This window comes from Streptomyces sp. NBC_01622 (assembly GCF_045209635.1).
Lineage (GTDB): Bacteria > Actinomycetota > Actinomycetes > Streptomycetales > Streptomycetaceae > Streptomyces.
The window spans coordinates 450,154-465,239 of the sequence record NZ_CP109293.1; the positions used below are offsets into that span (position 1 = coordinate 450,154).

10 protein-coding genes are annotated in these 15,086 nt (G+C 69.7%); 3 read left to right on the forward strand and 7 right to left on the reverse strand.

Features of this window, described 5'->3' with window-relative positions:
- The first annotated feature begins 78 nt into the window (after positions 1-78).
- A complete protein-coding gene (locus OH768_RS02025) occupies positions 79-1,317 on the forward strand; it encodes a cytochrome P450 (RefSeq protein WP_406449358.1) in 1,239 nt (412 codons plus the stop codon).
- Positions 1,318-1,329: 12 nt separating this feature from the next.
- Here OH768_RS02025 and OH768_RS02030 read toward each other — a convergent pair whose 3' ends face one another.
- The 5 genes from OH768_RS02030 to OH768_RS02050 all read right to left on the reverse strand — a co-directional run bounded on the left by OH768_RS02030 (position 1,330) and on the right by OH768_RS02050 (position 9,159).
- Complete coding sequence (locus OH768_RS02030; RefSeq protein ID WP_406449360.1) at positions 1,330-3,513, reverse strand: alpha-galactosidase; 2,184 nt, start codon at positions 3,511-3,513, stop codon at positions 1,330-1,332.
- A 146-nt stretch (positions 3,514-3,659) separates the two neighbouring features.
- A complete protein-coding gene (locus OH768_RS02035; RefSeq protein WP_406449362.1) occupies positions 3,660-5,009 on the reverse strand; it encodes an ABC transporter substrate-binding protein in 1,350 nt (449 codons plus the stop codon).
- A gap of 18 nt (positions 5,010-5,027) precedes the next feature.
- Positions 5,028-5,966, reverse strand: coding sequence for a carbohydrate ABC transporter permease (locus OH768_RS02040; RefSeq protein ID WP_406449364.1), 939 nt, complete (start codon positions 5,964-5,966; stop codon positions 5,028-5,030).
- 13 nt (positions 5,967-5,979) lie between these two features.
- A complete protein-coding gene (locus OH768_RS02045; RefSeq protein WP_406449366.1) occupies positions 5,980-6,999 on the reverse strand; it encodes a carbohydrate ABC transporter permease in 1,020 nt (339 codons plus the stop codon).
- Positions 7,000-7,068: 69 nt separating this feature from the next.
- Positions 7,069-9,159, reverse strand: a complete 2,091-nt coding sequence (locus tag OH768_RS02050; RefSeq protein ID WP_406449368.1) for a fibronectin type III domain-containing protein — start codon at positions 9,157-9,159, stop codon at positions 7,069-7,071.
- A 368-nt stretch (positions 9,160-9,527) separates the two neighbouring features.
- Between OH768_RS02050 and OH768_RS02055 the strand changes: the two genes are divergently transcribed.
- A complete protein-coding gene (locus OH768_RS02055) occupies positions 9,528-10,679 on the forward strand; it encodes an ROK family protein (RefSeq protein WP_406449370.1) in 1,152 nt (383 codons plus the stop codon).
- A 43-nt stretch (positions 10,680-10,722) separates the two neighbouring features.
- Positions 10,723-13,053, forward strand: coding sequence for a glycosyl hydrolase family 95 catalytic domain-containing protein (locus OH768_RS02060; protein ID WP_406449372.1), 2,331 nt, complete (start codon positions 10,723-10,725; stop codon positions 13,051-13,053).
- Between the two features lie 21 nt (positions 13,054-13,074).
- Here the strand turns inward: OH768_RS02060 and OH768_RS02065 are convergent, their stop codons facing one another.
- Together OH768_RS02065 and OH768_RS02070 are read right to left on the reverse strand one after the other, a co-directional pair.
- Positions 13,075-13,821 (reverse strand): SDR family NAD(P)-dependent oxidoreductase, encoded by a 747-nt coding sequence (locus OH768_RS02065; RefSeq protein ID WP_406449374.1) that lies wholly within the window; start codon positions 13,819-13,821, stop codon positions 13,075-13,077.
- 32 nt (positions 13,822-13,853) lie between these two features.
- Positions 13,854-15,056: a mandelate racemase/muconate lactonizing enzyme family protein gene (locus tag OH768_RS02070; RefSeq protein ID WP_406449376.1), complete on the reverse strand. Its 1,203-nt coding sequence runs from the start codon at positions 15,054-15,056 to the stop codon at positions 13,854-13,856.
- Positions 15,057-15,086 lie beyond the last annotated feature (30 nt).

Below are 15,086 nucleotides of genomic sequence, written 5' to 3' on the forward strand. Positions count from 1 at the left end.
CCGTGACACGGCCCTCCAGTCCTTCGGTCGACGAGACACTCGCCGACGAGAACAGAGAAACCAGCCGGGAGAACCCAGATGACCACGAGCAACCCGCGCGACGAGACCGGGTCGTTGCGGCCGGAGCTGGAGGGTGCCGCGTTCCAGGCGGACCCGCATGCGGTACTGCGGCGGTTGACGGAGTCCGCAGCCGCGCACCGCTGCGAACCGGCCGGTGCCCCACCGCAGTTGCTGATCACCGGATACGAGGCGGCCCGCCAGGTCCTCACCGATCCGCGCGTGTCCAAGCGGAGCGAGCGCGCCGGCCTGGAGCCGGGCTGGCTGATGAGCGGTGTGCGGGACGAGGTCGGGATCGACTACATGCTGACCGTGGACCCGCCCGACCACACCCGGCTGCGCAAACTGGTGACGCGCGCCTTCACACCCCAGCAGATCGAGGCGCTACGGCCCCGCACCCGCGAGATCTCGGCCGGGCTGGCCGACGCCGTACTGGCCGCGGAGACACCGGAGTTGGTCGACGGGTTCGCCGTCCGTGTCCCGATCGCCGTGATCTGTGAACTGCTCGGCGTGCCGCTGGACGACTGGGACAGATTCCGCTGGGCCTCGGAGCAGATCGTGTCCCCGGTCGCCGGATCGGACCGGGAGGAGGCCTACGTCTGGATGAGCGGGTACCTGGCCGAGCTGATCGCGGGCAAGCGGGCCGAGCCCGGGCCGGACCTGCTGAGCGCGCTGGCCAACGACACCGTCGAAGACGCTCTCACCGACCCGGAGTTGGTCGGCATGGCCTTCCTCCTCCTGATCGCCGGGTACGAGACGACCGCCAACCTCATCGGTGCCGTCCTCCTCGGTCTCGCCCGACAGCCGGACCTGTTCGAGGCGCTGCGCGCCGATCCCACGCTCGTGCCCACGGCGGTCGAGGAGTTCCTCCGCCTGGACGGCCCGGTGCTCACCGCGACCGAGCGCTTCGCCACCGAGGACATGGTGATCGGTGAAGTGCCGGTGCGCCGGGGCGACATGCTGCTGGTGTCCCTCGCCGCGGCCAACCGGGATCCCGCCCGATTCGAGGAGCCGGACTCCTTCCGCCTCGGCCGCTCGGCCGGTCATGTCGCCTTCGGGCACGGTGTCCACCACTGTCTGGGGGCACCCCTGGCGAGGATGGAGGCCGCGGTCGCGGTCACCGCGCTGCTGGAGCGCGTCGAGAGTCTGGAACTGGCCGTGGACGCGGCCGAGTTGGAGTGGTCTCCGGGCCTGCTGATGCACGGGGTGCGGCGCCTTCCCGTCAAGGTCACGGTCTCCGGGAGCACCGACTCGCGCTGACACACGGCGACTTCAGCCCTGGCGGCGGACCTCGATGAGCAATGCCTGCTCAGGGTTGAGGGTGGGCATGGGCAGCCCCGCGACGGCCAACACCGAGCCCGGCAGGGCGAGCCAGTTTTCCTGCGCGGCCGTCAGCCACGGGGGCGCCGCGACCTGATGGCAGGAGGGCGGCCCGAGTTCGGTGCGCACCCGGAGTCGGTAGTGGGCGTCGGGGCTCAGGCCCGGCAGGGGCGTACGGCCGGACTGTCCTTCGGGTGAAGTCGCCACTCGCGCCCAGGAGTACAGGGCCCTCGATCCGTCCTGGGCCACGACCCCGTGCAGTACGCGGGCCTCGCCCTCCAGGTCGGCGCGGACCGTACGGCCCGTGTGCAGCAGTGGGCGCAGTTCGCGGTAGAGGGCGCTCCAGGCGGTCAGCCCGGCCAACTCCTCCTCGGAGCACCGCGCGAGGTCCTGCTCTATGCCCGCGTGGCCGAACAGGGCGGTGATCATGCGGAACGTGTCGGAGGTGACGCGCCCGGTGGTGTGGCTGCGGGCGGCGCCGACGTGGGTGCCGACGAGCTCGGGCGGGAGCAGTTGGACGGTCCAGCTCTGGATGGCCTGGCGTTCCACGGGGTCGTTGCAGTCCGAGGGCCACACACGGTCGGTGCGGGCGAGCACACCCAGGTCGATCCGTCCGCCGCCGCTGGCGCAGCTCTCGATCTCCAGACCTGGGCGCCGCTGTTTGACCCCGTCCAACAGCCGGTAGAGCGCCGCGACTTGGGCGTGACCGGCGGGCCGGTCGTCCGGAGCGTGCACGGCTTCGTGGAGTTCCCGGTTGTGGTCCCACTTCAGGTAGGCGATGTCGTAGCTGCTGACGAGTGCGTCGAGTGACTTCAGCAGGTAGTCGAAGACCTCGGGGCGGGCGAGGTCCAGGACGTGCTGATGGCGGGCGGTCGGGCCGAGGCCGGCGGCGGGACCGAGGATCCAGTCCGGGTGGGCGCGGGCCAGCTGGGAGTCGAGGTTCACCATCTCCGGCTCGACCCAGAGTCCGAAGTCCATGCCCAGCGACCGGACATGGTCGGCGAGCGGGCTGAGCCCGTCGGGCCAGACGGTCGGATCGGCGAGCCAGTCGCCGAGACCGGCCGTGTCGGCGCGGCGCCCGCTGAACCAGCCGTCGTCGAGCACGAACCGCTCGACCCCCACCGCGGCGGCCCGCTCCGCCAGGTCGCGCAGCCGGCCGAGGTCGTGGTCGAAGTAGACGCCCTCCCAGCTGTTGAGCATCAAAGGGCGGGCGCCGCGCGGGTGTTGGGGTCGTGCGCGCAGGTGGCGGTGGAAACGGTCGGCGATGCCGCCGAGGCCGTCCGCCGACCATGCGAAGTGGCAGCGCGGAGTGCGGTATGTGTCCCCGGGGGCCAGGCGGATCTCGCCCGCCCGGAGGAGTTCGCCGCCGCCGAGGGCCGAGGCGTGTACGCCTGCTCCCTCCGGGAGTTGCTCGACGAGGTAGCGCTGGTCGCCGCTCCATGCCACGTGTACGGCCCACACTTCGCCGGTACGGAATCCGAAGCCCGGTACGCCCACGGACAGGAGGTACGGCGAGTCCACCCCGGGTTTGCCGCGTCGCACGTCGCGGACATGGGCGCCGTGGTGCAGTGGGCGGCGCTGCGGGGAGCGTTCGCGGCTCCACTTTCCGGTGAAGTCCAGGATCTCGGTGGCCCGGCGAGGGAGAGGGAGCAGGGTGAGGGCGCCGGAGAGGTCGTAGGGCGTCGTATCGGTGCCCTCCGGGCGGGAGAGGACGGCGTCGGCGGTGAGTATTCCGTGGGTGTCCAGGGTGTAGGTGAGGGTGATGTCCAGTCCCAACGCCGTGTCGGTCAGCCGGACTTGGAGTTCGCCGCCGCCGTCGGGGTCCGTGCGGTGGGTGGCCCCGGTCAGGGCCGGCCGGGGTGCGGTGGCGGTGCCGGCCCGGTGGCCGTGGTGGGCCGGGGTGCCGGACCAGCCGTCCGCCTCGGTGGGCCAGACGGTGAAGCGGCGCGGGATGTCGGGGGCGTTGTTGAGGATCGCGGGTTCGGCGGTCAGGCTCAGGGCCGTCAGGTCCTCGGAGGTGAGGTCGCCCAGGTCGGCTCCCCAGTGCAGGACCCGGGGCACGGGTTCGGTGAGTTCCACGGTGAAGCAGGTGCCGGCCGCCCGCAGGCTGACGATGCGCGAGGGGGGTGTGGGCATGCGGTCTCTTTTCGGGAAGGGCGCGGGATGCCGTGATCCGGGGCCTTCGCAGGGGAGGAACTCCTCGACGGCGGCGGGGACTTGCGTGGGGATCCCCGCCGTACAAGCCTCGTCCCGCCTCAGTGCGCGTAGTTGGGGGGCGGCGGTCACTTCTGGGTGAGGATGCTCTTCGTCTTGGCCTGCATGTCGGCGAAGACGCTGTCGCTCTTCTGGCCGCCGAAGTAGGCCTCGATCAGGGGCTCGATCGCGTCCTGGAGGGCCGCGCCGTTGCGGAAGTCCGGCGAGGGGTAGAGCTCCTTGTTCTTGAGCATGTCGGTGAAGACCGTGAGGTCGACGCCGTGCGCCTTCAGTGCCTTGGCGGAGGCGTCCATCGAGGCGGGGATGGACGGGAAGAACGTGCCGGTCGCCGACGCCTTGGTCTGGCAGGCCTCGGAGCCCATGTAGGAGACCCACTTCCAGGCCAGGTCGGGGTCCTTCGTGCCGGCCCAGATGGTGTTGCCGTTGGAGTTGCTGAAGACGGCGCGGGTCTTGCCGTCGGGGCCGAGGACCGTGGGGCCGATGCCGACCTTGATGTTCGGGATCTTGGCGAAGGTGGACGCCGTCCACGATCCGCCGGTCTCCATCGCGACCTTGCCCGAGGAGAGCAGGTCGACGTCGGACACGGTGTTGGTGAACGTGCCGATCTTGGGTGCGTAGCCCTTCGCGACCAGGGTGCGGATCCAGTCCATCGTCTTCACCAGGCGCGGGTCGTTGTAGTTCAACTCGGTCGGCCAGTTGGCCTTGTTGCCGAGCCGCCAGCCCGTCGTGGAGACGAAGGAGCTCCAGGTGGACTGGCCCAGGAAGTCCTTGGCGGCCAGCTGGCCGAAGCCGTAGGTCTTGATGTGCGCCTTGTCGAAGCCCGGCTCGTCACCGCGGCGGCCCTTGGTGTCGAGGGTGAGATGGGCGATCATCTTCCCGATCGTGCCGCCGTTGTCGGGGTTCCAGTTCAGCTTCTGGACGTCGTCGGTGGAGTAGCCGGCCTTGGTGAGCATGTCGGTGTTGTAGTAGAGCCCGGTGGCGGCCCAGTCCAGGGGCAGGCCGTACTGGTGGCCGTCGGTGTACTTCCACGAGTCGACTCCGACGGAGAAGCGTGACAGGTCGAACTTGTCCTTCTTGATGTAGTCGTCCAGCGGGAGCAGTTGGTGCTGGTCGGCGTACTGCGGGAAGAACTGGACGCTGTTCTGGAAGGCGTCGGGAGCCTTGCCGGCCACGAAGCCGGCGGTGAGCTTGGTGAAGTAGTCCACCACGTTGTACTGGGTGATCTTCACCTTGACGCCGGGGTTGGCCTTCTCGAAATCCGTGGCGCAGACCTTGTAGGCGGCGGCCTGCTTGTCGTCCCAGGTCCACCAGTTGAGGGTGGAGGAGCCGGTACCGCTGCCCGAGTTGGAGGAGCAGGCGGAGACGAGGGCGGTCAGAGTGAGCGCGGCTCCCAGTGCCACGGCCTTGCGAACTCTCATGGTTCCTTCTTTCACTGATCACTTGAGGCCGGAGAAGCCGATGGAGTTGACGATGCGTCTGCCGAAGGCGATGAAGAGCAGCAGCATCGGCAGCGCCGCGATGAGGGCGGCGGCCATCAACCCGGCCCAGTCGGGGGCGGCTTGGGGTGAGGACTGCTTGAAGACACCCAGGGCGAGGGTGAGGGGCTGGACGCTCTGGTCGTTGGCGATGAGCAGCGGCCAGAAGTAGTCGTTCCAGGCGTTGACGAACATCAGCAGCGAGACGGTGGCGATCGGCGCGGACGACATCGGCAGGATGACCCGGAAGAAGATCCGCAGGGGGCCGGCGCCGTCGATGATGGCGGCCTCCTCGACCTCGGTGCTCAGGCCGAGCATGAACTGCCGCAGGAAGAACAGCGCGAAGGCCTGGAACAGCCCGCCGGGGAGGATGAGTCCGGCAAAGGTGTCGGTGAGCCCCAGGTCCTTCACGAGGACGAAGTTGGGCAACAGGGTGAACACAGTGGGCACCATCAGGGCGCTGATCAGGACGTTGAACACCAGGTCGCGGCCACGCCAGTGCAGCCGCGAGAACGCGTAGGCGGCGGCTGCCGAGAGCAGCACGATCAGCGCCGTCTGCACGGACGCGTAGATCAGCGAGTTGCGCAGGTAGATCGCGATGTCCAGGGTGGCGCCCGAGCCGCCCTGGGCCTGTGCCTCGGCGGTGGAGGCGATGCCGAGGACGCGTTCGAAGGCGCCCCAGGTGAAGCCCACCGGCAGCGGCGAGGACGGGTTCGTGGCGAGCTGGTAGTTGTTCGACAGCGCGGTGCGCAGGATCCAGTAGAAGGGGAAGAGGGTGACGAGGACGATGCCGCCGAGGTAGGTCCAGGCCACGGCCCTGCCGGGCGAGAACCTGCGGGTGTCCTTCCGGGGCGGGCGGCGCGGGAGCGCCGCCGGGCCGGGTGCGACGGTGACAGCCATGGGGCGGCCTCCTTCAGCTCAGGTCGGATTCGCCTGCGCGAGCAAGCCGCAGTTGGGTGAAGGTGACCGCGATGAGCAGGGCGAACAGGGCCAGCGACATGGTGGCGGCGTAGCCGAAGTCGAACTGGCGGAAGGCCTTGCGGTAGATGTACATCTGCAGCACGTTCGAGGCGTTGGCCGGGCCGCCCTCGGTGGTGACCTGGACGATGTCGAACACCTGGAAGGAGTTGATCACCGTCAGGACGACCACCATGGCGAGGATCGGCCGCAGCAGCGGCACGGTCAGCCGGCGGAACATCTGTATCTCGCTCGCGCCGTCGACCCTGCCCGCCTCGTAGATGGTCGGCGGGATGGTCTGCAGGCCGGCGAAGATCAGCAGGGAGTAGTAGCCCATCCACTTCCAGACGCTGATCGCGGCGAGTGAGGGGATCGCCCATCCCCCGCTGCCGAAGAACAGGATGGAGTGGCCGGTCAGGTGCTTGAGGGCGATGTTGACGATGCCGAGGGTCGGGTCGAGCATCCACTGCCACACCAGGGCGGCGATGACGTTGGAGATCAGGAACGGCAGCAGGATCACTCCGCGCAGCGCCGACGACCGGGTCACCCGGTCGAGCACGACTGCTGTCACCAGTGAGATCAGGGTGCCGAAGACGACGGACAGCAGGACGAAGTAGCCGGTGACGAGCAGTGAGTGCCAGAAGACGTCGTCCCCGAACAGCTCCCGGAAGTTGGCCAGTCCGACCCATTTCGGCGGGCTCAGGACATGGAACTCGGTGAAGCTGAGGTAGATGCCGCGCAGGGTCGGATAGGCGTAGAAGATCGCGAAGCCGACCACCGCGGGCAGGATGAGCAGCAGGGCGACCGGCAGGTCCCGGCGGCGGGCCGCGGCCGAGCGCGTGGCGGTGCGGCGCCGACCCTTTCTCGGTGAACTCTTCTTCTTGACCGGCGAGTTGGCTGTGGTGGCCACCGTGCCCGGCTCACCGGGCCACGGTTTCACCGTTGTCGCGTGGTTGCCCTGTGATGTGACCACCACAGCATCCTCCTTCGTACGGTACGAGCTGGTGGATCGGTGTGAACTGGTGGATGGGTGTGGGTGGGTGGATCAGACGGTGATCTTGTCGATGTCCGGCGCGTAGTCGGTCGCGTTGCCGAAGCTGATCGTGTTGGCCCCGGCCTTCAGCGGCACCGGGACGGTGAGCGACTGCGGGGTGCCCCAGGCGTTGTCGTTGGTGCCGGGCACCGGGATGTGGAGGGTGGCGGCCCCAACGGTCAGGTCGATGACGCGACTTGAGTCGGCGTCCACGTAGTCCAGTTTCAGCAGATACGTGCCGTCCTTCGGCGCGCTGACGTGGGTGAAGGACACGACCCCGCCGCCGAGGTTGCCGATCTTCTTTCCGCCGGAGCAGCCGTCGCAGCCGGCGACGACGGCGTTGCCGGTGAGGATGTTGCCGGGCGACTCGGCCTCGTAGGCGGTGGGACCGCCGGACGCGGGCGTGGTGACCTCAACGGCCTTGCTGGGAACCGACGTTCGGTCCTTGGCGTCACGGGCCACGACGGTGAAGGTGTGGGCACCGGCCGCGCTCAGTCCGCTGACCGTCGCCGTGGTGCCGGTGCTGGTGGTCACCGGGCGGCCGTCCGCGTAGACGGTGTAGCGGGTGACGGGCGAGGCGCCGGTGTTCACCTTGTCCCAGGCAAGCGACACGCTCGTGGACGTGGCGGCGGTGCCGTGGACGCCCAGCGGGCTACCGGGGTCGGCGCCCTGCCGGGTCGGGGTGAAGGTGAAGAGCCGTGAGCCGTGCGGGGGCAGGTTCGCCGTGAGGTGTCCGGAGACCCGGCCGAGGTTCTTGTGCTGCCACAGGTCACGGACCGCGGCCGAGCCGCTGATGCCCAGGTCGGCGAAGTCCGCGGTGACGTCGGCGGCTTCGGAGCCCAGGTTGAACAACGCGACGGTGTAACTGCCGTCGGGATTACGGGCGTACCAGGTCTGCTGGTTCGTGGTCTGGCTGACCGGCCGCGCCGGATGACCCGCCTGGTCCACGGCGATGACCTCGTCGTTGGTGATCAACTTCAGCCCGTACGCGTCGAGTTTGGTGAGGTCGTCGCCCGAGTACAGCGGTGCCGACTCGATGGCCCACAGCGTGGCGTAGCTCTGCCGCTCGGCCTCGGTGAGGCCGTCCATGGCGCCGACACCGACGTTCAGGGAGTCGAGGTTGTTCCAGTGCCCGGGTCCCGCGTCGGCGATCCACTGCACGACGTCGTTCCAGCGCACCTTCAGCGAGTTGTTCCACGTCACGAGCGTGTCGCAGTAGCACTCGACGTCCGTGTCCACCCGCCAGCCGTTGGAGTTGGCCTTCCAGGTCTCGGCCTGGGTGTGGCTCAGTGACCAGGACAGGGTCAACTGGACGGGACGGCCGGTCCGTTGGAGCGCGGTGTGCCAGGCCTTCACGTCCGGGGTGTTGTCGTGGTCCGCGTCGCCCTGCCACGAGCCCGGACCGACACCGTCGACCTTGAGGAAGTCCACGCCCCAGCCCGCCAGTTGGTCGGCGAGGGAATCGATGTACTTCTGCGCGCAGGGGTTGGTGAAGTCCATCTTGTACGCGGAGTTCCACCCGTTGGTCTTGCGCAGGTCGGGATAGACGATGTCGGAGGTGGTGCAGCCGGGCGCGTTGTGGATCGCGGTCTTCCCGTCGCCGTACGCGACGGGGTCGAGGCCGACCGCCAGATACAGCCCGAACTTGAGGCCCTTGTGGTGGAGATAGTCGCCCAGCGACTTCATGCCGTGCGGGAACGTGGTGGGGTTCGCGGCCGGCCGAGCGTACTGGTCGAAGCCGCTCGCCCAGCCCGCGTCCACGTTGATGTACTCGTAGCCGTGGGACTTGAGCTTCGAGGCGACCACGTCGGCCTGCTGCTTGACGTGCGCCTCGGTCAGCCAGCTCACCCCGCCGTAGCCGGGATAGCTGGTCGCCTCCAGGCTCCAACTGCTCCAGCCCATATAGGGTTCGGCGGCCGGCAGCGCCTGCTGACGGGCCGCACTCGACCGCGCCGGGGCGGAGTCCGCGGTCGACGCGGCGGCCGGTGCCGCGAGGGACACCACGAGAGCGCCGGCGGCCAGGACGGGCAGGCGACGGAGGAGCCCACCGCGCGCACCGAATCTGTGCCGTACGAATGACGCGGGTCCTGCTGGACGAGCCATGTGTTTACTCCATCTCGGCGCGAAAAGGCACGGCGAGGCCCTGGGAAGGTCCGGAAGTGCCCCTGCACGGTCAGCCGCATGGGGAATTGGTGAGTGGGCGTTCGGATCCGCCCTCGTAGCCGTACGCCGACGGCCGGTCGGGGAGGAAACCGGCCGCCACCTGCGCCGGTGGACGTCCCATCCATCTGTCGCGAGGTGCCGCGAATGTAGCCAGGCTTTTCTTCCAGCGTCAACATATTGCGCCGCGCGAATCATCGACATTCGTGGAAAGAATGGAGCCGGATTCGGGCGATGAGTGCGGAAGGCGGGCGTCGATCTGCGCGATCCTTCTTCTATCTTCTTTTCCAATGGAAATGTATGGTCGCCGCATGACGCTCGCCGATCAGCCCCCCGCGGCCGCTCTGCTCTTCCAGACCCTCCTCGCCCACGGCCCGCTCACCCGCGCCGAGGCCGGCCGCCGTACCGGTCTGTCGCCCGGCGCTGTCACGAAGGTCGCCACTCCCCTGCTGACCGACGGCTGGATCACCGAGCTGGGCCGCTCCACCGAACGCACCCAGGGCCGGCCGGCCACGCTCATGGCGGTGCGCGGCGAGCGCGCCCGCTTCGTGGGCGTGAAGATCACCGGTGACGAACTCATCGGTGTGCTCGCCGACTTGACCGCACGGACCCTGGCCACCGCCCGCTCCGCACTCGGTTCGCGTGACGTCGGCACGGTCGTCCTGGCCGTCGCCCGGCTCGTCGAGCAGCTGAACGCGAAGGCGAAGCCGTACGCACCGGGCGCCCTGCACGGCATCGGTGTCACGATCTCCGGGGACGTCGACGGCCACACCGGGACCGTCCAGTACTCCCCCTTCCTCAACTGGCGCCGCGTACCCCTCGCCCAACTCGTCCGGACCGCGACGGAGTTGCCGACCGTCATCGAGAACGACGTCCGCGCCCTGACCGTCGCCGAGCAGTGGTTCGGCGTGGGCGCCGGGCTGTCGTCCTTCGCCCTGGTCACCGTCGGCGCGGGCATCGGCTGCGGCATCTCCATCGGCGGCCGGGTCGTCTCCGGTGCGCACGGTGTCTCGGGCGAGGTCGGCCACCTTCCCGTGGGCGGCACCGACCGCGTATGCACCTGCGGCAACACCGGCTGTGTAGAAGCCGTCGCCTCCACCCAGGCCATCACCGAGCAGGCCCGCCAGGCTACGGGCGACCCCGAGCTGACGATGGACGGCGCGGTCCGCCTGGCCCACGCCGGCAACGCCGCCGTCCGCGCCGTCTTCGCCCGGGCCGGTCACGCCCTGGGCCTGGCCATCGCCTCCGTCGCCAACCTCATCGGTCCCGAACGCATCATCATCTCCGGTGAGGGCGTGGCCACTTACGACCTGTACGAGGACCAGATCCGCGCCACCTTCGCGGCCCGTGCCTTCGGCGCGGCGGCCGACTGCGACCTCGTCGTCAGACCCCTCCCCTTCGAGGAATGGGCCCGCGGCGGCGCCGCCATAGCCGCCCAGCACGTCTTCGCCCCCGCCAAGTAGCTGGCACCGCCTGCGAGTTGGCCCCGTCCCGAAAGCGCACGCCATGCTGAAAGCCGTCCCCGACCAAAGCCTCCGCACTGTCCGCGTCCCACCCGGGCTGCTTCACTACGACCGTCCCGCCACCCGCTGGTTCGAGGCGCTGCCCATAGGCAACGGCCGTCTCGGCGGCATGGTCTACGGCGGCACCGACCGCGAACGGATCCAGCTCTCCGAGTCGACCGCCTGGTCGGGCTGCCCCTCCTCAACGGACCTGAACCCGACCGCCCGGCAGCTGCTCCCGCGCATCCGCGAGCTCCTCTTCGCGGGTGACCACGCCGAGGCACAACGGCTCGCCGCCGAGCATCTCCCGGGCAGACCAAGCTCGTTCGGGACCAACCTGCCCCTGCCCGAAGTGCAACTCGCCTTCCCCGACGGCAATTCGGCGCAGCGCTACCGGCGGACGCTGGACCTGGACACGGGCCTCGTCGAGGTCGCCTACGAACAGGACGGCGTCCGCTTCACCCGTGAGGTGTTCGCCACCAACCCCCATGGCCTGATGGCGATCCGCCTCACCTCCGGCCGACCCGGCTCGCTCGCCTTCGCCCTCTCGATCCGGGACGGCACACTCCCCGGCGACACGACCGCCACCGACACCTGCGTCGCCTTCGACGGCCATGCGTACGAGAGCCTGCACAGCGACGGGCGGCAGGGCGTCGCCCTGGAGATCCGCGTCCATGTCGAAGCCGCGGGCGGCACCGTGCACCGCACGGGAGACACGCTCAGGTTGGAGGGCGCCGACAGCGCGGTGGTGTACGTCGTGGTCGGCACCGACTGGGCCGGAGCGGACCCGCGAAAGCGCGCGGAATCACTGCTGTCCGTAGCCCTGGAGACCGGATACGAGGCTGTCCGGGCGGCACACGTCGCGGACCACCGGTCGCTGATGCGACGCGTCTCCCTGGATCTCGGATCGGCACCGCCCGACCTCGCGTCCCTCCCCACCGACACCCGCCGCGAACGGCTCGCCGCCGGCAGGGCCGACAACGCGCTGACGGCCCTCTACTTCCAGTACGGCCGCTACCTCACGGTGGCCGGCTCCCGCTCCGACTCCCCTTTGCCACTGGCCCTGCAGGGCCTGTGGAACGACGGTCTGGCCAGCAGCGCGCCCTGGACCAACGACTTCCACCTGGACATGAACACCCAGCAGAACTACTGGGCCGCCGAGCCGACCAACCTGCCCGAGTGCCAGGAGCCGCTGTTCGGTCTGCTGGAGACCCTGGCGGACCAAGGCCGTACCACCGCCCAGGAGTTGTACGGCGCTCCGGGCTGGGTCGCGCACACGGTGACCAACGCGTGGGGGTACACGGCACCCGGTTCCGGTATCGGCTGGGGCATGAACGTGACCGGCGGCGCCTGGCTGGCCCTCCAGTTGTGGGAGCACTTCGAGTACGGCCGTGACGAGGCGTTCCTCCGGGAGCGCGCGTACCCGGTCCTGCGCGGGGCCGCCGAGTTCCTTCTCGCCTACGCGGTCGAGGACCCGGAGCACGGTCTGCTCGTCACCGGGCCGTCGGAGTCACCCGAGAACTGGTATCTCGCGCCCGACGGCAGCCGCTGTTCCGTGTCGATGGGGGCCACCGCGGACCGGGTGTTCATGGAGGCGGTGCTGCGGATCTGCGCGGAGAGTGCCGAACTGCTCGGCGTCGACGCCGACTTGAGGACCAGGATCGCCGCCGCGCGCCGCCGACTGCCCCCGTTCCGGATCGGGCGGCACGGGCAGTTGCAGGAGTGGCTGCACGATTACGAGGAGGCCGAACCGAGCCACCGGCACACCTCCCATCTCGGCGCGCTGTTCCCGGAGCGCCAGATCACCCCTCGCGGCACCCCGGACCTCGCCCGTGCGGCCGAGGTCACGATCGCGCGCAGGCAGCAGGCCCCGGGCTGGGAGCAGACCGAGTGGGTCGAGGCCAACTTCACTGTCTATTTCGCCCGGTTGCTCGACGGCGAGGCGGCCCTCAAGCACCTCACCCGCCTGATCGCGGACACCAGCGAGGCGAACCTGATGACGTTCTCCGCCGGCGGGGTGGCAGGCGCGGCGCAGAACATCTACTCCTTCGACGGCAACGCCGGCGGCACGGCGGGCATCGCCGAAATGCTGCTCCAGTCCGACGGCCGGGACGTGGAACTGCTGCCCGCACTGCCCGCCGCCTGGCCCGAGGGAAGTGTGTGCGGGCTGCGCGCCCGTGGTGGTCTCACCGTGGACATCCGTTGGCAGGACGGGCAGTTGGGGGCCGCGCGGATCCGGGCGGCACGAGCCTTGGCCATCCGGGTGCGGTACGGCGCGGATCTCCTCGACGTGCGGCTCGCCGAGGGAGAGACGCTTGCCCTCGGCCTCGGTTGAGGGCAAGCGCCGATGACAGCGTCACTGCGCGATCTGACCGCCGTCGACGAGGAGGGTCTGTCCGGTCATCGCGGTTCCGTCGAGCGCGACGAACGCCACGGCCGCCGCGATCTCCTCGGCCTCCAGCAGCCGGCCCATGGGGATCTGGTCGATCCACTGCGTCATCCGCCGCGGATCGTCCATCCCGACCGTGTCGAGGATGGGGGTGCGGGTCCTTCCCGGCGCGACGGCGTTGACCCGGACCCCGTACTGCGCCCACTCCACCGCGAGCGACCGCGCGAGCTGGGAGACACCGGCCTTCGCGACGTCGTAGGCGACGTGGTACTCGGGGTTGGAGCCGATGAAGGCCGCGATGGAGGAGATGTTGACGATCGATCCGGAGCGCCGGCGCACGAAGTGCCGGCCGAACTCGCGGCAGGCCACGAAGGTGCCGGTCAGATCGACGTCGAGGACGCGGTGCCAGACCTCGTCCGTCACGTCGAGGGCCGCGTCCTCGTGGGCGATACCGGCGTTGTTGACGAGGACGTCGACGCGGTCGAAGCGCCGTACGACCTCGTCCGCCGCCTCCGCGACGGCCCGGGGGTCGGCGACGTCGAGGGGCAGGAATTCGCCGCCGACCTCCTTGGCGACGGCGGTGCCGGTCTCGGTGTTGCGGTCGGTGACGACGACCCGTACGCCCCGGGCCGCGAGTGCCAGGGCGATGGCGCGCCCGATTCCCTGGCCCGCGCCGGTGACGACGGCCACGCGGTCGTCGGTCTGCTCGGTCATCTCGTTCCTTTCCTCGGCGGACGGTCGGGGTCTTACAGGGTCCTGGCCGAGCCCACCGCGGGGATCTGCCAGCGGACGCGGGCGGCCGGTTCGATCGCGGTGGAGGCGCCCGGGCCCTGCGGGCGCTCCATGAGTCCTTCGCGTACGACGCTGCGCTCGACGAAGGCCTCCTGTGTCCAGGGGATGAACTCGACGAGGGGCGGCACCTCCGACAGGACGGTGCCGACCAGGTGCTGGTGCACCTGCATCATGTCGCCCGCGTGCGGCGCCAGTCGCAGGCCCCGGGCCGCCGCGTGTGCCGCGATCTGCAGGAACTCGGTGACGCCGCCGACCCGGGTGACGTCGGCCTGGACCACGCGGATGGCGTCGGCGGCCATGAAGGAGGCGAACTGGTGGTACGAGTAGATGCTTTCGCCGGCCGCCACGTCCAGCCGCGTCGACGACTGGAGGCGGGTGTGGGCCTGGAGGTCGTCGGCGTGGAAGGGCTCCTCCACCCAGTCCATCGCCGCCTCCTCCAGGACCGGCATGATCTGGTTGGCGGCCGACAGGTCCCAGCGCTGGTTGGCGTCGCACATCAGGGTCACGTCGTCGCCGAGCGCCTTGCGGACCGCGCGGACACGGCGGGCGTCCTCCCGCCAGTCGGACCGGCCCACCTTGATCTTCACCCGGGACCAGCCGTGGTCGACCAGCGAGGTGAGGTCCCGGACCAGTTCGGAGTCGCCGAGGTTGAGCCAGCCGCCGTCGGTGTTGTACGCCTCGACGCTCTCCTGGGTGCCGCCCAGCAGCCGCCACAGGGGCATCCCGGCCCGCTGTGCGGCGAGGTCCCACAGGGCGATGTCGACCATGGCCAGCGCCATGTGGACGACACCGGCCCGGCCGATCCAGTGCGTGGGCAGCCAGTAGAGACGTTTCCAGGTGCCGAGGATGTCCTCCGAGGAGGAGTCGAGCAGGGCGTCGGCATAGTAGGAGAGGATCACGTCGGAGAGGAGTTCGGGAGCGCAGTGCACGCCGGAGATCCCGGTCCCGACCCGGCCGTCGGCGGTACGGATCTCGACCACGGGCACCGTCCAGTGCGCCATGGCGGCCGTGGAGTCGGCGATGGGCCGCTTCAGGGGCACGGCGAGTGCGTAGGTCTCCACGGAAGTGATCACGGCACCGTCGTCGCCGCGAAGGAGGTCCGCTCCGTGCGCGGACAGCAGCCCGCGGGCGGTGCCGAAAGAAGTCTGATCGGTCATTGTCCAAGTCGGCCATGGCCGCCGAAACTC